This is a genomic window from Acinetobacter sp. ANC_7513 (assembly GCF_056779915.1).
The window spans coordinates 17263-34557 of record NZ_JBWYIW010000009.1 but is presented as its reverse complement, the minus strand read 5'-3'; the positions used below and the strand labels follow the sequence as shown (position 1 = coordinate 34557).

Sequence of the window (17295 nt, the reverse complement as noted above, 5' to 3'; positions counted from 1 at the left end):
ATCAAATGATGGGCTTTTTTAATGTTGAGTGATTTGAATTTGAGGAATTGCAAAACCACGGCAAGAGTATTCACTTCGCCATGCGACTGTCAGCATACAATCCATGATTTCAAAATTCTGATAAGCAAATACCCCTAAGACTGGATGCTCACAAACCCCACCCATGTGTGTGGTATGGGCATTGGTATTCAACTCATTTAAGCTCATACGGATTCCCATCCCATGTGCCTTCAAAATTGCTTCCTTAATGGTCCAGACTTTAAACCAATAGCGAGAATCAAAATCCAATTCTGCCCATACCGCATATTCCAGTGGATGAAATGCATGTTTGGCTAAAGCTTCGAATCGAATTGATCGATTCAGCTCCTCAATATCCACACCCAAATCTCGAATATGATGTGATGTAACTAAAGCATAATAATGTTGACTATGACTATGGTTAAACTCAAAGTTTGAGATTTTTTTCAAAAAAGGTTTTCCATCTTTCGTTTGGTCAATATCCTCATTTTTTATTGTTCTGTTTAATTTACTTCCTAGTAATCTGTTGCGATATTGGTAAATCATTTTTTTTCTAAGACTAATTTCTTCTGTGCGTGTGAGATTTTCAGGAACTTGAAAAAAAGAAGAAATTTTTGAAATATCAATTTGAATATGACGGGTCATAATAACGTTCTCAGTGATTCCATTTATCTTAATTTATTCGCATGATAAAAAAAGCCCAAACTTCACATTTGGGCTTTCTGGACTAAATTTACAATTGATTAACCGCGTTTGAACTTCTTCTCGGCTTTCTTAAACTTCTGTACATAACGACGTTTACGTGCCGCAGTACGCTCGTCAATTTGAGATTTACGACCTTCAAATGGGTTCTCTGAAGTTTTAAATTCAATTTTTACAGGTGTACCCTCTAGTTTATACACTTTACGGAACACGTTTTCTAAGTAACGACGATAGTCAGCTGGGGTTTTATCAACTTTATTACCGTGAATCACAATCGTAGGCGGGTTTTGACCACCGATATGCGCATAACGCATTTTAATTGCACGGCCTTGAACTTTAGGTGGATGATGCGCGTCTGTTGCATCTTTTAAGATCTCAGTGATTTTCGCTGGAGATACTTTCAAACGTGAAGATTCATATGCACGGTGGATTGAAGGATAAAGCTCACCCACACCTGTACCATGCAAAGCAGAAATTAAATGGATTTTTGCCCATGGAATAAAGTCAAAACGACGCTCAACATCCAATTTACATTGTTTGCGATCATATTCTGACATATTGTCCCATTTATTGATCGCAATCACCATCGCACGACCAGCTTCAATCGCATATCCAATCAAATGCAAGTCTTGCTCAACAATACCTTCACGCGCATCAACAACAACAACGACAACGTTGGCATCTTTCATTGCTTGTAAAGTCTTTACGATTGAGAATTTCTCAATCATTTCATCCACTTTACCTTTACGACGAACACCGGCAGTGTCAATGAGCGTATATTTTCGACCATCACGCTCAAATGGGATGTAAATTGAGTCACGTGTAGTACCAGGCTGGTCAAAAGCAACGACACGTTCTTCACCTAACAGGCGATTAACTAATGTTGACTTACCTACGTTCGGACGACCGATAATCGCTAGACGAAGCCCAGTATCTTCATCACGCTGTTCACTTAGGTCATCTTCTGGCACATCTTCAAGCACTTCTTCGAGCATTTGTTGAACACCACGCCCATGGCTTGCAGCCACTTGCATCGGTTCACCCATACCCAACTTAAAAAACTCAACCAATGCTGCCTCTGCATGGACACCATCGACTTTGTTGGCAACTAAAAATACTTTTTTACCGAGTGTACGTAACTCACGCGCAATCTGTTCATCAGAAGCTAGAAGACCTGCACGCGCATCGACAACAAAGATAATCATATCTGCTTCATGAATCGCAGTTTTAGACTGCTCTGCCATGTAAGAGTCGATCCCACCTTCGTTTTCACCGATACCGCCAGTATCTACAACGATAAATGATTTATTTTGATAAACTGCATCACCATATTTACGGTCACGAGTAAGACCGGCAAAGTCTGCAACAAGCGCGTCACGACTTTTGGTAATCTGGTTAAACAGCGTTGATTTTCCGACGTTCGGACGACCAATGAGCGCAATAACGGGTTTCATAGATTAACCTTTAACAAGATCAGCCAACTCAATTGGCCTGAGCATCAGAAACTGTGGAAGAAGTTAGACGAATCATCTACTTAAAAATAAAAATGTCGGGGTCTGAAAATTCAACACCCCGAACTTAAAATATGTATTCAGCGACTAGTTTACCATAAGCAGAGAAAAAATTAACGATTCTGCCAAATTGTAAGTGCGCCTGTACGTGTCACTGAGTAAAGCTGATTGTTCAATACACGCAACGAACGTACTTCACCACGCGTTTTTTCGCGACCAACAAGTTGACCATTTTTAGGATCTACAAGATGGAGTACCCCCTCATAATCACCTACCACTAAATAGTGACCCAACATTACGGGGTTGCTTAATTGACGGTTAAGCAATTGATCATTAGTCCATAACGGCTGACCCGTCACCAGATCAAACGATACAATTTTACCATCTGTTTGCGTGACGAAGACTTGGCGACCTGCAACTTCAGCACGGTTAATACTGCTTGCATCTTCACTCCAAATCACACGTTGCGAAACTAGATCTAGTACAGTGACTTGGCCTTGATAGCTAGTGGTTACAACCAATTGTCCTGCAACGATTGGATCTGCATCCACATCAACTAAACGCTGTATATCAGAACGACCATCGCTGACTGCCACACGTCTTTGCATACGCAAAGTTCCAGTGAGACTATCAATTGCGTACACGTATGCATTTGACGAGGCCACTAACACTGTTCGTGGGTCTAAGCGCACAGGTGAAGCTTGACCGCGTAAGCTCAATTGTTCGTTTGGCATACGATAGGTCCACACTTGTTGACCTGTTTTTTCATCCAGACCAAACACCGTACCGTCATTTGCAACAACGATCACTCGACCAGTCTGAATGAGCGCCGCACTCAAAATTGCACCACTTAATTGCGCAGTCCAACGGATATCACCCGTTTTTTGATCGAGAGCAAACAGTTGACCTTTCTTGTTGCCGACGATCACTAACCCATTGGCCGCTTCAACACCTGAACTTAAACCAAGCTTGGTAACTTGTTTTTCCCAGACACGCTGCTTACCTTGATATGCAGAAACCTGTCCCTTAGGATCTAAAAAGTATAAAACACCTTGATCATTCGCCATTCTCAAACGCAATGGATCAGCAGTATCCGTCGCTGAAACATTATGTGAAAAAATAGGTGCTAAGCTCACCGATTGCTGAATTTTAGGCAACGGATTAGGTTTCACCTTTTCTTCTTTCACCGTATTGCTTGTACACGCCATTAGTGCACACGACAATGTCGCTAGAACAAAAGAAATTTTATACTTTCTATCCATTAAGACTCATCCGTTTGTATATCTAAAATTGGGCGCTCAATTTCAGGATCATCTACTAATATGCCAACACTTTCGAGTTTAATTTGTAAGATTTGGCGTTCTTGTTTAGTTGCAATTAAGTTATCCCATGCGCTCTGATAAGCTTTTTTCGCATTTTCAATATCATTCTTAGCAATATAAATATCGCCACGTGCTTCATCTACAGTTGTTTTGAAAGCGGGCAAATTTAACCCAGACAGTGTTTTTAAAGCCTCATCATATTTTTTTTGTGCCAGTTGAGCATCTGCTAAACGAAGCTTAATGATGTGTTGTAAACCTTCATCTTTGATTTGAGCATTTTCAATTTTTTTCAATTCACGTTCAGCTTTAGCATAATTCTCTTGCTCATAAGCCAATTTTGCCATTACAAATTGCGTTTGAACCGCATGAATCGAATCAGGATTTTCTTTTACAATTTTTTCAGCAGTTCCATCCAAAGCAGTCGCTACTTTAGGATCAGTTGTTGCAGCTTTCGCTTCATCAACTAAGAGCTGTACTTTAGCAGTCTGTATTTGATCTTCTGCTACGTTTTTCTTCTTCCAATATTCCCATCCGAAAAAGGCGATCAGGGCAAGAAGAATCAGCGTAATCAACGCCGATCCATATTTCTTAAAAAACGACTTTGCTGTATGCAGTTGTTCTTCGTCAGTCATTGCGCTCATATGATCGCCCTTTCCTTATGTTCTTAAATTTATTTTGAAGATAGTTTATCAATGATGAACGGCACAATGTCATTGACCGCTACTTGTGTCTGCTCTGCTGTAGCCAACTCTTTGACTGAAAGTTGTTGCGCCTCAGCTTCACGCTCACCAAAGATTAAGGCATAAATTGCACCGGACTGATCCGCTTTTTTCATTTGACTTTTCATCGAACCTTGAGAGCCAACTTTCAGACGCACTGAACTGCTTGCAGCTTCAAGTTGATCTCGAATTTGCTCAGCCAAAACTAAAGCTTTACCTTGCGTCGCAGGATCTGCAAGTAAAAATACTTCACAATCACGTACTGGTGTATTGTCTTCTACTTGTTCTAAAAGAAGCAATAAACGCTCAATACCCATTGCAAAACCAACCGCAGGAACCGATTGATCTGGTTTACCTTTTAACTGGCCCACTAAACCATCATAACGACCACCAGCACAAACCGTACCCTGTGAACCGAGATGTGTCGTCGTCCATTCAAATACAGTTTTATTATAGTAATCCAAGCCACGAACCAACTTTTGGTTAATGACAAATGAAATACCTGCATCAGTTAGATATTGCTGTAATTGTTGGAAATGTGCCAGCGTCTCCTCACCCATAAAGTCATGAAGTTTAGGCGCATTTTCTAAAATGCTTTGAGTTTTTGCATCTTTAGAGTCCAAAATACGCAGTGGATTCGTCGTTAAACGACGTTGCGAATCTTCATCTAAATCTGACTTATGTGATTCTAAAAACTCAACCAAGGCTGCACGATAAGCTGCACGCTCATCTGACTCACCTAAAGTATTAAGCTCTAATTGAACTTTGTCCGCAACACCCATCCGTTTCCACAGACGCGCAGTCATCAAAATCAGTTCAGCATCTTGATCAGGAGTTGCAACACCAAACGTTTCCACACCAAATTGATGAAATTGACGGTAACGACCTTTTTGCGGTTTTTCATAACGGAACATCGGTCCAATATACCAAACACGCGGTGTCGCACCACGAAGCAAATTATGTTCGAGCATAGCACGTACACAACCCGCAGTACCTTCAGGACGTAAAGTCAAAGACTCAGGAGGATTACCTTTATCTAAGAACGTATACATCTCTTTTTCAACGATATCCGTTGCATCACCAATAGAACGCTTGAACAAGTTTGTCTGTTCAACCATCGGCAAACGAATTTGTTGATAGCCATAGGCATCCATCAAACCAGACAGATGCTGTTCAAGACGTCTCCAAGCTGGGGTTTGCGTTGGGAGAATGTCATTAAAACCTTTGATTGCGACGATTGAACTCATGATCTACTCAGAAAAACCTGTGCGAATAATCTCTTTTGATTTAGCTTTTTCAAGCTCGTTAACACGTTGACGAACCATATTTTCGATTTCGTCAACCAATTGATTTGTGTCAATTAAATGACTCTTTTCACCATTACGATACACCAGTGAACGTGGACTTGCACCCACTACGCCAATATCAGCTTCTTTAGCTTCACCAGGACCGTTGACTTTACACCCGATGACAGAAACATCCATTGGAGTACGTACATCTTCCAAACGCTCTTCAAGCATTTGCATCACTTTGATGACATTAAATTCTTGACGTGAACAACTTGGGCAAGCAATAAAGTTAATACCATTTGAACGTAAGCCCAAAGATTTAAGAATATCAAAACCAATTTTGATTTCTTCCTCAGGTTCCGCTGCTAATGAAATTCGCATGGTGTCGCCAATGCCTTCCATTAACAATCCGCCCAGTGCAATTGCCGACTTCACCGAACCAGTACGGTAAATTCCAGCTTCAGTCACTCCTAAATGTAACGGGTTGTCAATTTGTTGTGACAACAAGCGATAAGCATCCATCGTCAAAAAGACATTCGATGCTTTCACTGACACTTTAAACTCTTGGAAATCCAAACGATCTAAAATATCAATATGACGCATTGCTGACTCAAGCAAAGCTTGACCTGTTGGCTCACCATATTTCTTTTGAATATCTTTTTCGAGAGAGCCTGCATTGACACCAATTCGCATTGAAATATCGTTGTGACGAGCAGCAGCAACCACTTCGCGAATTTTTGCTTCTGAACCGATATTCCCTGGGTTGATACGCAGACAATCTGCACCCAAATCTGCAACAGCCAAAGCAATTTTATAGTCAAAATGGATATCGGCAACGAGTGGAACTTGCACTTGTTTACGGATTTCTCCAAAAGCAGCAGCGGCTTCCATACTCGGTACAGACACACGCATAATATCTGCGCCAGCATCCACACAACGTTGAATTTGTGCAACTGTTGCAGCTACATCACAAGTTTCAGTATTGGTCATGCTTTGAATACTGATTGGCGCATCGCCCCCCACATACACAGAACCTACGCGAATTTTACGTGTTGGTTTGCGTCGAATCGGATTCTCGATCATCGTTTTACCTTTAACCCATTAACGTGATAAACGGAATTCAGCTTTTCCGTTTACGGTATATGGTGACAATGAAATATTTTCATTATTTAAACTTAATGAAACGGCTTGAGCATCATCTAATCGAATTTGGAATGGAGACTGTCCATTCAAACTAATCGCAGTTGATTGGCGTCCAGTTGCTAAAACTTTACCCGTACTGTCCACAATGTGTACTGATGTAGGGCGGCTAAAACTGAGATTCATCGTATCGCCTGATACTGCTTCAGTTGTGCCTGTACCATTGTTTAAGGTCAGAATTTGGACATTATTGGACTGATTCGTATCAGTATTTGACGAATCGCCTTTAGCCGCCCATTTTTGGATTGCGGAGATTAATAGCCAAGCCACGCCCAAAATAATTAACGCAATCACGATGCGTTTAATCCACTTGCGGTTACGTACACTTTTCGAGCCAGGAAGTTTCCCCATAATTTTAATTGGAGAATTGTTCAAAGCATGATTTGGCAGTAAACCTGTATCATTTTGATAGATTTCATCAAAACGTTGAATTAAAGCAGAGGCATCAACTTTGAGATACTTCGCATACGAACGATAATATCCCTTAATGAAAGTCGCTTCTGGCAAAGATTTGTATTCGTCTTGCTCTAACGCTTCAAGCGTTTTTACTGGCATTTTTAAATCACCAGCAACTTTGACCAGATCACGTTGTTGAGATATACGGATTTGACGCAAATACTCGCCAGGGCGTTGAATATTTCCTAAAGCATTAGGTGCTACGTTTGAACCAGTAGGTTGCTGTGAATTAGGATTTACTTCCATACGGCCTCAGTATTGAACTGTAATTGCAAATAACGTTGAAATTCTTGACTATTTGGAAATAAAGTACGCAACTGATTCACCAGCACATACATTCCCGTTCTATCACCATTGGCACGTGCGATACGTAAACCAATCCAGAGTGCTCGCGCACCTTGATTTTGCTGGCCAACTTTGAGTACAAATTGCTCATATAGCTGACGCGCGGCAATATTATTCTTTTGCAGATAAAATATCTCTGCTAACTCTATCATTGAAACAGTGGAGTCACGATTGACTTGCAGTGCTTGTTTGAACGTTTTTTCAGCATTCGGTATATCCCCTTGAATCAGATAAATCCGTCCAAGGTTTTCTAATGCACGATGACGTTGGTCATATCCAAGCGTTGCGCCTGCAATTGAAAGCTGTTTAACAGCATCATTATATCGTTTCACTTGATACAAATACGTACCATAGTTGTTACGTGCTTGCGCATTTTTAGGATCAATTGAAATAGCACGAGAAAAATAATGATCTGCACGTTGCATGTTGATGTCACTTCCTTCTTGCTGAAGCAACACCCCCATCATCATATTTGCAGTTGAATCGCGCGAATTAACCTCTAATGCCTGATCAAGCACACGTTTGGCAGCATCTAAATTCCCATTCCGAATATATTCAGCCGCCATTTGGGTACGAACTTTCACTGATTTCTCAGGATCCTTTTTGCTCGTATCGCCACTGGTAGTTTGGCATCCAAAGAAAAGCAATCCAGATAAAGCGACTGTCATCGTCATGACTATTTTTTTATACATCGGCTTGCTCAAATGATGCCTCCCTCTTTTTAATCATTCACATCTAAATGATACAACTAGCCTTGTGAACGCATAATTTCATTACGTTCTAGCACTTTTTTCTTCCATTGTTCTGCACGACGAGTACGGTCAGCCACTTGACCTACCAATTGACCACAAGCTGCGTCAATATCATCCCCACGTGTCTGACGAATCGTACACACAAAACCAGCATCAGACAAAGTTTTTTGGAAAGAAATGATGCGATTTCGGCTCGAACGCCCGTATGGTGCATGTGGGAATGGATTAAATGGAATCAAGTTAATTTTACTTGGTAAATTTTTCAACAACTTAATCATCTGCTGTGCATGTTCAGGATGATCGTTGACCCCGTCTAACATGACATACTCAATTGTGACATGCTTACGTGCACTTTCATTACCATCTTTAGTGATGTAACGCTGACACGCTGCAATGAGTTGGTCTAACGGATATTTTTTATTAATTGGTACTAATTCGTTACGTAACTCATCATTGGTTGCATGCAATGAAATTGCAAGAGCAACATCAATGTCTTGAGCCAATTGATCTATCTTCGGCACAACCCCTGAAGTTGACAGTGTGACACGGCGTTTAGACATTCCATAGGCGAAATCATCAAGCATGATACGCATTGAGTTAAGCACAGCATCATAGTTCAATAATGGTTCGCCCATACCCATCATTACCACGTTGGTCACAGAGCGCTCACGTTCAGCAACAGGCACATCTTCCATATAGGAATAGTTCGCCATCCACAACTGACCAATAATTTCAGCCTGAGTTAAATCGCGTTGGAAACCTTGTTTTCCGGTTGAACAGAACGAACAGTCCAAAGCACAACCGACTTGTGATGAAATACATAAGGTTTTACGCGAACCCGTTTTATCCTCAGCAGGAATCAGTACTGTTTCAACCAAAGAACCCGCACCATCACCTACACGGAATACCCACTTACGTGTTCCATCTTTAGAATAGTTTTTATGCACGACTTCTGGTGCTTTAATTTCACAAATCTTTTCAAGTTTTTCACGTAATTTCCCTGAAATATTAGTCATTTCAGCAAAATCAGTAACGAAGAACTGATGAATCCATTTCATCACCTGACCCGCACGGAACTTTTTCTCCCCCATATCCTCAAAGAATTTTTCCATTTGCGGACGTGACAGGCCAAGTAAATTCACTTTCTGTACAGTATCAGCCTGCTGTACTTGAACAGTAGTGGGCTGTTGTTCATCTAAATTGACGGATGAAGCGACAACTTCAGAATTCATGAGTATTACCTAAACCATAATGTGGGATAAAAGAACATGCTCAATTTTCAAGCAATAAAATCTTTCAGAAATAAAAAAACCAGATAAGCAGTATAGCACTTATCTGGTTTGAATACTGCGAATTAACGAGTACGTGGAGCGATCTCAGTTTGAGCGAAGAAGTAGTTAACTTCACGATCAGCAGATGCTACAGAGTCAGAACCGTGAGCAGCATTTTCGTCGATGCTTACAGCGAAGTCAGCGCGGATTGTACCTGGAGCAGCTTCTTTAGGGTTAGTAGCGCCAAGGATGTCACGGTGAGCAAGAACTGCGTTTTCACCTTCAAGAACTGATACAACAACTGGACCAGAAGTCATGAACGCAACGAGGTCAGCAAAGAAACCACGTTCTTTGTGCTCAGCATAGAAGCCTTCAGCTTCAGCTTGAGTTAAATGTTTCATTTTAGTCGCAACGATTTTAAGACCAGCTTTTTCGAAACGAGCAAAGATGTCACCGATGTGGTTTTTAGCAACTGCATCTGGTTTAACGATAGATAAAGTACGTTCAATAGCCATGATTGGCTCCTTTAGTCAAATTGACATGAAAATTTTGGCGCATTATACCGAATAATGCGCGATTATCTGCTTTTCGCGTGTAAAAAAATGGTTTTTTTCGATCGATGAATTATCGAGCTTCGTCAATCCAAGCCATTTGAATTGCTTCTAACAATCCTTCTGTTGATTTGTTTGGATCATCTTCGAACTCTGGAAGCGCACAAACCCATGCATGAAGATCAGTAAAACGGATCCATTGTGGATCTACATCTGGATGGGCTTCATACAGTTCAATTGCGATATCAAGGGTGTCTGTCCAACGTAAACCCATACTTATTCCTAAATCATCTTTGGTAAATTCATGGCTTAATTTTAGCAAAAAGCAAATCAACACGTACAATTATATTGCTTTTGTACGCCTTACCATGCAATCAACTTACCCTCACAATATGATATTCAATACTGGAGCAGCCAAGATAATACCACTCGCAACCGTCGCCCCAATTAAGGCACCAACTAAAACATCAGTTGGGTAATGCAATCCCAATACCATGCGCGACAACGCAACCAAAATGGTAAATGGCATCATCATAATCAGCAAGACAGGCTCTACATAACCCAATACGATTGTTGCCATTACTGCATGCAATGTATGACCAGATGGAAAACTAAAATGATCTAGTGGTCTTTCGCCGATATGAATAACTTGGTGAACTTGGTATGGTCGTGGACGTACTGTTTTTGTTTTTAAAATTTTATAAATCAGCGTACCTAACGAAGCAGCAACAACAATATATAAAATTTGAATAGTGTATTGCGGTCCTTGCAGTAGCCACACCAACGCCACCATCATGTACCAAAAAACTCCATCTCCGAGCCGACTAATAATTTTAAATATGAGCGCAATACTTTGTGTATGCGATAGATTATTGAAATAGAGACATCCTCTTAGATCAAGATCGAGTATTTTTATTTTGGTATTTTTAAAATTCATTACACTCTACTCCTATCGTTCAGGCCGTAAGCGTTTTCTGCTGCACGACACGATAAAATGCATGTTCGAGTTGTTGAACTGGATGTTGCCATCCGACTTGTTGTACTTTTTTCATTGCTTGCATCCCCATTGCATGCAAGCGTTTGTTTTGGGGCAGATTAACAATATATTGAATCAAGGTTGCAGGCTCACCCAAAGGTGCTAACCATGCTGTTTCCGCATCTAAATACTGCTTAGCACAAGCATAATCATAAGCAACCACAGGCAATGCACTCGCCATCGCTTCAAGCACGACATTGCCAAATGTCTCTACTTGACTGGCAAAAACAAATACATCTGCGCTTGCAAATGATTCAGCAAGATTTGTACCACTTAAGCTTCCAGTAAAGATGATATCGGTATGTTTGCTGTGACGAACCAAACGTGAATAATCGGGCCCATCCCCCACGATGACCAACTTAAATCTGCGCGTTGTTCGTGTTTTAAGTTTTAAATAGGCATCAATTAACACCTGAATTTCTTTTTCAGGTGAAACACGACCAACATAAAGCAGCACAGTTGTATTCTCACAAGCATCCCATTGTCGTCTGAGTTGCACACTTCGAAAAGTAGGTGAAAACTTTTCAACATCCACCCCAGTCTTAATCACTTCAACTTGACATGTAACACCAAAGTTACGTATCGCATCAGCCGAGTCCTGACTTGGTACACAGGTCAATTGCGTATTGTTATGAAACCATTTGAGATAGTGCTGAATCGGCTTGACCATAAATGCAAGATCATAAAAACGACTAAAGTCATGAAAAGCAGAATGAAAACCACTACTCACAGGAATCTTTTTGTTTTTTGAGAGCTGAAGTACCGCTAAACCTAATGGTCCTTCCGTCACGATATGCACCAAATCTGGTTGAAATTCATCAAATGCTTTAGCCACTTTGCCATACTGTGGCCAGCCAAATTGCATATGGGCATACTTCGGAATGGTTTGACCATTCACCAAACACTCACGGTTCGGTGAAAATTCCGAACATATTTGTTTTTGTGAAGGTCGTACCAATAGAATTTTGTGACCAAGTTTCTGTAGACCTTTGCAAATCTGTAGTAAAGACAATGAAACACCATTCAGTTCTGGCGGCCATGTCTCCGTAACGACAGCTATTTTTAATCTAGATCGCCCCAATTGCTCAAGCACCGATACATCACGATCGGAGTTTTGATTTTTAAATTTTAGCCTCTGGTGATCATATTGCGTTGTCGATCTAGGCAATACAGTGTCCATGATTCCCATCATCACACCTCTTTTGTATTTTTTTCATACTTTTACTTTAGAGATGGATCATTTCATTATGATGATGATTTCATTAAATACTTGTCATAATTAGAATAGATGACTGATTCACCGACCACCCTCAAACACGCGACAAGAATCTACAAATTCAAGATAACTTAGTGAAATAAAGTACGATGCACAGCAAAAAATAACGCTTGCTCAAAATCAATAATAGGTTTCAACCATCCTGTTGCAGCAACTGCAAGATGCGCTTTCTCACCCATTATTTTTAAATCGGGTTGATTCAATGTTGCTGTCATTGCTCGTTCAAACATTTCTACATCACCGAGAAGGATCAACCATCCCGTTTCATCATGCACAACATGCAGTTTGGCACATGCATAATCATAAGCCACCACTGGCAAACCACTTGCTAATGCTTCAATCGCGACATTTCCAAAGGTTTCAACTTGACTTGGAAAGATAAACACATCTGCACTGGCATATGCACATGCCAAATCATCGCCAGTCAAACTTCCCATAAAAATAATATCGGGATGATGACCCGCAAGAGCTTCAAGCCTTACTCGATCTGGTCCATCTCCGACAATGACCAATTTAGTATGATGCTCAACCTCACCTTGCATTTTCAAAAAAGTCCGAATAATCAGGTCTACTTCCTTTTCAGGTGACAACCGACCAACAGAAATCAGTACTCGTGTATGCTCATTTGCATTCCATTGCTCTCTGAGCAACTCCGATCTTTTATTCGGATTAAATAATTGGGTATCAACACCTCTCCCCACCACCCTTAACTCACCGCTTACTCCCATTTGTTTTAAAGCATGCTGTGTATCTAAACTTGGCACACAAGTCACGTCTGTCTTATTGTGAAACCATGTTAAATATTTTGAGATAGGTTTAACGAGAAAAGGAAACTCAAAGTATCGACTAAACTCTTGAAAGGCAGAGTGAAAACCACTTGAAACAGGAATATTCTGAGATTTAGCTACCATTAGACTCGCAAATCCCAATGGTCCCTCTGTCACAATATGCACAACATCTGGCTTAAATACCTCAACCGCTTTTGAGATTTTAGAAAACTGTGGCCAACCGAACTGTAAGGTGGGATATTTCGGAATCGCTTGAGCATGCACCCAACACTCTGCATCAGGTTTAAACCGTTTACATTTCACTTTGGGTTGAGGACGTATCAACAAAATTTGATGACCTCGCTTCTGCAAACCCAGACATAAATTCATCAGCGAGTTTGCAACACCATTAATCTCTGGTGACCATGTCTCAGTCACAATGGCAATTTTTAATTGAGGATGTCGTTTAGGCTGATCAGCCTCAGGGAGAAGAATAAAATCCTCAAATGACGTATTTTTTTTGATATCCAATAATTCAAAGAGTTTTTTTTGTTTTATTACTTGCATGTTTAGGAGTGCCATCATCACACCTTTTATTAATGTTATTCCTAAAATTTAAAAGAACATAATTTCAATATGATGATGGTTTCATGACAGCCTTGTCATAAGGCTCATTCAAATTTTCACATTTTTAAGGCTCTTGCTCTTGAACACGATCTACATCACTGCCTAGCTCATTCTCTTGCTTTTGACCAGAGTTAACTGGTGGTTCTTCAATCCGTTTTTCCAAGTTTTCTCCTTGAAGTGCTACAGAGGATTCTGATGATGTCCGATCTTCTAATTGTTTAGTTTCTTGTTCAGCGTTAACTGCAACTGGTTTCAAACTGCCTTCAACAATTGTATAAACCTGTCCATTAGAAAAATCGATGTGCTGTTTATCACCATGTAACAGTGGAAATCCAACGATTTGCTCGTACTGCTCTGCACGGTTAAATTTTTGTTGAACAGAATCATAAATCCAGTAAATAAAACGACGATCTTGAAGCGTTTTATCCTCTGACAGATCAGAGAGCACTACATCATAGTAACCATCAAAATTCACATCCATATAACCAATACTATTGGGAAACGCTTGAAAGCCTTCAAGTATTTGCATGCTTTTTTGATTGGCTTTGTCAAACACCTCGATACGTGTCATAAATCGTTTGAAAGGATAGTTAGCTTTAGATATGCCATAGAAATTAAAACTCACATCAGACATATTTTTTATTTTAAAAGCAGGCTCGAATTTCTTTATTCGAATCACACCCGCATGATTGACCAATGTAGATTTAAATACATTCGTTTTATAGTTAAGCTGTCCTTTCAACTCTTGAATTGCATTTGAATCATCACTCGGTTGTTCTGCTTTAAAAAGAACTTGATCGCCTTTTTGCTCCCCTTTTAATTGGATAGTGACGTTGTCTTTGAAGGAAGTAAGCGTTGCATTTGGATGAAGCACATCCATATAAAGACTCAAAAAATATTCGTTGTCTGTTGACCTCAATAACCGCTGCATTGATATGCGAACATTATCTAAGACAAGCTCAGCATCACTATTTGGCGTTTTTTGCTCAATATCAGTTGTTTGTTGCGCCCATCCACAGATTGGCAAGATCGCCAATAAGTAACATACAAACGTTAATTTCATTCCCAACCTCAATCCTTGAGTTATTAAGTGTTCTTGTTAGATACTGATTATTGTGTTTAGCTAAGCCTCTGTCGACTGCAACTTAATCTACCTGTCATTGAGTTACTTTTTAATGACTATTTTTATCATGCCTGTCGTCTTTTTTTTCAATGCATTACAAAAAGACAAGTCTCAGAATTCAAAGTTCCTAAAATATCGGTGACTTATTATCAATATCCTGAGGTTATGAAAATTATTAAAATTAGTTTTGGATTTAATCAGTAAATGGCCTAAATAGGGTTTAGCAATATAAAAATAATTTCACCAAATAAGATATGAACCTTCACTTTATATTTAGCTTTTGGGAGATATAAAAAAGGATAGAATTTAAAAATAAGAAATAGACAACTAAAATTAAGAATTAATCCAAACTAATTATTCGGCTTTGCAAAGCCCAAGTTTCTAAGTTCACACTTACACCCTTTAATGGTATTTGTCTTAGCTGACAAATCATTTTTAACTGTTCAATCCTCTCAACTTTATGATCTATGATTGGTTTGATTTTGTCTTGCTTTCTACGTTGATCAATATAAGCATTTTTTCCAACATACACTTCCACCATGGATTCTGCAGGCAATTGCAATGTATAAATTGGTCGTGTTTCCAGTTGAACTCTTCTCCAAATCTGATTATCGATTATCGCTTCAGTAAGCTTAGAAGAATGATATCCAAACTCAACAGAACTTAAATTTTTTTACAATTCGGATTTCTTCCTCGTAAGCCCATTCTTGCATCTTGTATAGCAAAGCATGCTTCAATAAATCCTCCTTAGTACGCCAATTCAAGTTTTCAGAATCTCCCACAATCATTAGGTCATCAATATTGGCTTTTAAAACTCCTTTTGGAACAGTCTTTAAATATCTAAGCTCTCCTTTGGTTGAAGGTATAATAAATTTATTATCATCATCAAAACCTGCTTTTTTTGTATCTACACCAATAACTATTCCTCTATGACTATCACCATAATGTGCCCGCATTAATGGATTAAGGGCAGATCTTGTTAAGCTCAAGACCGCATATTTTCTTGAGAAATTAATTCTAAATGCATTAATAGCAACTGACACTGGAACATCTAAATTATAAAAACCAAATCCTGTACATTCAAATGGGTCATTCAAATCTTCTAGATTTGAAAACCCCAAGCTATTTGTCTCTAATATTTTTAAACCCGCCTCAAAACCCACATACTTATATAAAATCATTATTCTTATCCCACAAAAAAACCCCGCTTTCGCAGGGTTTTTTATAGCATAAAAATCAGCTAGATAAGAAAATTAGTTCTTTTCTTTGTCTACGATTTTGTTTGCTTGAATCCAAGGCATCATCGCACGCAATTTAGCACCAGTGACTTCGATACCGTGAGCAGCGTTTTGACGACGACGAGCAGTCATAGATGGGTAGTTCAATGCACCTTCTTGGATGAACATCTTCGCATATTCACCAGATTGAATACGTTTAAGCGCATTACGCATCGCTTCACGAGACTGTTCGTTGATTACTTCGACACCAGTAACATATTCACCGTACTCAGCATTGTTAGATACAGAGTAGTTCATGTCCGCGATACCGCCTTCGAACATTAAGTCAACGATCAATTTAAGTTCGTGTAGACATTCGAAGTAAGCCATTTCTGGCGCATAACCAGCTTCAACAAGAGTTTCGAAGCCCATTTTAACAAGTTCAACAGCACCACCACAAAGAACTGCTTGCTCACCGAAAAGGTCAGTTTCAGTTTCTTCACGGAATGAAGTTTCGATAATACCTGTACGACCGCCACCAACACCTGAAGCGTAAGAAAGCGCAAGGTTACGTGCATTACCAGAAGCATCTTGGTGAATCGCGATAAGATCAGGGACACCTGAACCACGTTGGTATTCAGAACGTACAGTGTGACCAGGTGCTTTTGGAGCAACCATGATTACGTCTAAGTCAGCACGTGGAACAACTTGGTTATAAAGAACAGAGAAACCATGAGCAAATGCTAGAGTAGCACCTTGCTTGATGTTTGGCTCAATTACATCACGGTAAAGTTGAGCTTGGAATTCATCTGGAGTCAAGATCATTACTACGTCAGCTTGAGCTACAGCAGCAGGAACTTCAGCAACTTTAAGACCAGAATTTTCAGCTTTTTTCCAAGAAGCAGAACCAGCACGTAAACCAACAGTTACGTCAACGCCAGAATCTTTAAGGTTAAGCGCGTGAGCGTGACCTTGTGAACCGTAACCAATGATTGCTACTTTCTTAGATTGGATGATAGATAAGTCGCAGTCTTTATCATAAAAAATTTGCATTGCTGTCTCCGCTAAAATGCTTTGGCTTCCGTTTGATTAGCGAATGTTAATGTGGTTCGC

The 17295-nt window shown here is 39.8% G+C and carries 18 protein-coding genes; all 18 read right to left on the bottom strand.

Features of this window, described 5'->3' with window-relative positions; all coding sequences use genetic code 11:
* Positions 1-18 precede the first annotated feature (18 nt).
* Complete coding sequence (locus tag AC1M9B_RS10425; RefSeq protein ID WP_481607940.1) at positions 19-663, bottom strand: 4'-phosphopantetheinyl transferase family protein; 645 nt, start codon at positions 661-663, stop codon at positions 19-21.
* A 98-nt stretch (positions 664-761) separates the two neighbouring features.
* On the bottom strand, positions 762-2174 hold the full coding sequence (der, locus tag AC1M9B_RS10420) for a ribosome biogenesis GTPase Der (RefSeq protein WP_035265604.1): 1413 nt from the start codon (positions 2172-2174) through the stop codon (positions 762-764).
* Between the two features lie 170 nt (positions 2175-2344).
* A complete protein-coding gene (bamB, locus tag AC1M9B_RS10415) occupies positions 2345-3493 on the bottom strand; it encodes an outer membrane protein assembly factor BamB (RefSeq protein WP_481609057.1) in 1149 nt (382 codons plus the stop codon).
* Positions 3493-4194, bottom strand: a complete 702-nt coding sequence (locus AC1M9B_RS10410; protein WP_481609056.1) for a YfgM family protein — start codon at positions 4192-4194, stop codon at positions 3493-3495. Before AC1M9B_RS10410 ends, bamB begins: the two co-directional genes overlap by 1 nt.
* Positions 4195-4223: 29 nt before the next feature.
* On the bottom strand, positions 4224-5519 hold the full coding sequence (hisS, locus tag AC1M9B_RS10405; RefSeq protein ID WP_481609055.1) for a histidine--tRNA ligase: 1296 nt from the start codon (positions 5517-5519) through the stop codon (positions 4224-4226).
* A gap of 3 nt (positions 5520-5522) precedes the next feature.
* The gene (gene ispG / locus AC1M9B_RS10400) at positions 5523-6644 is read right to left on the bottom strand and encodes a flavodoxin-dependent (E)-4-hydroxy-3-methylbut-2-enyl-diphosphate synthase (protein ID WP_092767631.1); all 1122 of its coding nucleotides are present in this window, start codon (positions 6642-6644) and stop codon (positions 5523-5525) included.
* Positions 6645-6662: 18 nt separating this feature from the next.
* On the bottom strand, positions 6663-7463 hold the full coding sequence (locus tag AC1M9B_RS10395; protein ID WP_035265612.1) for a helix-turn-helix domain-containing protein: 801 nt from the start codon (positions 7461-7463) through the stop codon (positions 6663-6665).
* Positions 7454-8254: a type IV pilus biogenesis/stability protein PilW gene (gene pilW / locus AC1M9B_RS10390; protein ID WP_081403237.1), complete on the bottom strand. Its 801-nt coding sequence runs from the start codon at positions 8252-8254 to the stop codon at positions 7454-7456. Before pilW ends, AC1M9B_RS10395 begins: the two co-directional genes overlap by 10 nt.
* 56 nt (positions 8255-8310) lie before the next feature.
* Positions 8311-9546, bottom strand: coding sequence for a dual-specificity RNA methyltransferase RlmN (gene rlmN, locus AC1M9B_RS10385; RefSeq protein ID WP_481591681.1), 1236 nt, complete (start codon positions 9544-9546; stop codon positions 8311-8313).
* Between the two features lie 122 nt (positions 9547-9668).
* Positions 9669-10100, bottom strand: coding sequence for a nucleoside-diphosphate kinase (gene ndk / locus AC1M9B_RS10380; RefSeq protein WP_035265623.1), 432 nt, complete (start codon positions 10098-10100; stop codon positions 9669-9671).
* Between the two features lie 109 nt (positions 10101-10209).
* The gene (gene iscX / locus AC1M9B_RS10375; protein WP_035265625.1) at positions 10210-10410 is read right to left on the bottom strand and encodes a Fe-S cluster assembly protein IscX; all 201 of its coding nucleotides are present in this window, start codon (positions 10408-10410) and stop codon (positions 10210-10212) included.
* 111 nt (positions 10411-10521) lie between these two features.
* On the bottom strand, positions 10522-11073 hold the full coding sequence (locus tag AC1M9B_RS10370) for a phosphatase PAP2 family protein (protein WP_481589259.1): 552 nt from the start codon (positions 11071-11073) through the stop codon (positions 10522-10524).
* 19 nt (positions 11074-11092) lie between these two features.
* Positions 11093-12364, bottom strand: coding sequence for a glycosyltransferase family 4 protein (locus tag AC1M9B_RS10365; protein ID WP_481609054.1), 1272 nt, complete (start codon positions 12362-12364; stop codon positions 11093-11095).
* 155 nt (positions 12365-12519) lie between these two features.
* Positions 12520-13797 carry a glycosyltransferase family 4 protein gene (locus AC1M9B_RS10360; RefSeq protein ID WP_481609053.1) on the bottom strand — a complete coding sequence of 426 codons (1278 nt, stop codon included), beginning with the start codon at positions 13795-13797 and terminating at the stop codon, positions 12520-12522.
* Between the two features lie 109 nt (positions 13798-13906).
* Entirely contained in the window at positions 13907-14905 is a 999-nt protein-coding gene (locus AC1M9B_RS10355) for an XAC2610-related protein (RefSeq protein WP_481609052.1), read from the bottom strand.
* A gap of 400 nt (positions 14906-15305) precedes the next feature.
* Positions 15306-15506: a hypothetical protein gene (locus AC1M9B_RS10350; RefSeq protein ID WP_481609051.1), complete on the bottom strand. Its 201-nt coding sequence runs from the start codon at positions 15504-15506 to the stop codon at positions 15306-15308.
* Positions 15507-15618: 112 nt separating this feature from the next.
* A complete protein-coding gene (locus AC1M9B_RS10345; RefSeq protein WP_481609050.1) occupies positions 15619-16146 on the bottom strand; it encodes a DUF2971 domain-containing protein in 528 nt (175 codons plus the stop codon).
* 72 nt (positions 16147-16218) lie between these two features.
* The gene (gene ilvC / locus AC1M9B_RS10340; protein ID WP_035265630.1) at positions 16219-17235 is read right to left on the bottom strand and encodes a ketol-acid reductoisomerase; all 1017 of its coding nucleotides are present in this window, start codon (positions 17233-17235) and stop codon (positions 16219-16221) included.
* Positions 17236-17295: the final 60 nt, after the last annotated feature.

Bases quoted from the DNA above. Each gene is read 5' to 3' on its own strand.
- AC1M9B_RS10355 (WP_481609052.1), bottom strand. From the start codon at position 14,905: ATGAAATTAACGTTTGTATGTTACTTATTGGCGATCTTGCCAATCTGT.
- AC1M9B_RS10410 (WP_481609056.1), bottom strand. From the start codon at position 4,194: ATGAGCGCAATGACTGACGAAGAACAACTGCATACAGCAAAGTCGTTT.
- AC1M9B_RS10425 (WP_481607940.1), bottom strand. From the start codon at position 663: ATGACCCGTCATATTCAAATTGATATTTCAAAAATTTCTTCTTTTTTT.
- AC1M9B_RS10350 (WP_481609051.1), bottom strand. From the start codon at position 15,506: ATGGTGGAAGTGTATGTTGGAAAAAATGCTTATATTGATCAACGTAGA.
- AC1M9B_RS10370 (WP_481589259.1), bottom strand. From the start codon at position 11,073: ATGAATTTTAAAAATACCAAAATAAAAATACTCGATCTTGATCTAAGA.
- AC1M9B_RS10395 (WP_035265612.1), bottom strand. From the start codon at position 7,463: ATGGAAGTAAATCCTAATTCACAGCAACCTACTGGTTCAAACGTAGCA.
- hisS (WP_481609055.1), bottom strand. From the start codon at position 5,519: ATGAGTTCAATCGTCGCAATCAAAGGTTTTAATGACATTCTCCCAACG.
- AC1M9B_RS10360 (WP_481609053.1), bottom strand. From the start codon at position 13,797: ATGGCACTCCTAAACATGCAAGTAATAAAACAAAAAAAACTCTTTGAA.
- ilvC (WP_035265630.1), bottom strand. From the start codon at position 17,235: ATGCAAATTTTTTATGATAAAGACTGCGACTTATCTATCATCCAATCT.
- AC1M9B_RS10345 (WP_481609050.1), bottom strand. From the start codon at position 16,146: ATGATTTTATATAAGTATGTGGGTTTTGAGGCGGGTTTAAAAATATTA.
- bamB (WP_481609057.1), bottom strand. From the start codon at position 3,493: ATGGATAGAAAGTATAAAATTTCTTTTGTTCTAGCGACATTGTCGTGT.
- AC1M9B_RS10365 (WP_481609054.1), bottom strand. From the start codon at position 12,364: ATGATGGGAATCATGGACACTGTATTGCCTAGATCGACAACGCAATAT.
- ndk (WP_035265623.1), bottom strand. From the start codon at position 10,100: ATGGCTATTGAACGTACTTTATCTATCGTTAAACCAGATGCAGTTGCT.
- pilW (WP_081403237.1), bottom strand. From the start codon at position 8,254: ATGTATAAAAAAATAGTCATGACGATGACAGTCGCTTTATCTGGATTG.
- iscX (WP_035265625.1), bottom strand. From the start codon at position 10,410: ATGGGTTTACGTTGGACAGACACCCTTGATATCGCAATTGAACTGTAT.
- rlmN (WP_481591681.1), bottom strand. From the start codon at position 9,546: ATGAATTCTGAAGTTGTCGCTTCATCCGTCAATTTAGATGAACAACAG.
- ispG (WP_092767631.1), bottom strand. From the start codon at position 6,644: ATGATCGAGAATCCGATTCGACGCAAACCAACACGTAAAATTCGCGTA.
- der (WP_035265604.1), bottom strand. From the start codon at position 2,174: ATGAAACCCGTTATTGCGCTCATTGGTCGTCCGAACGTCGGAAAATCA.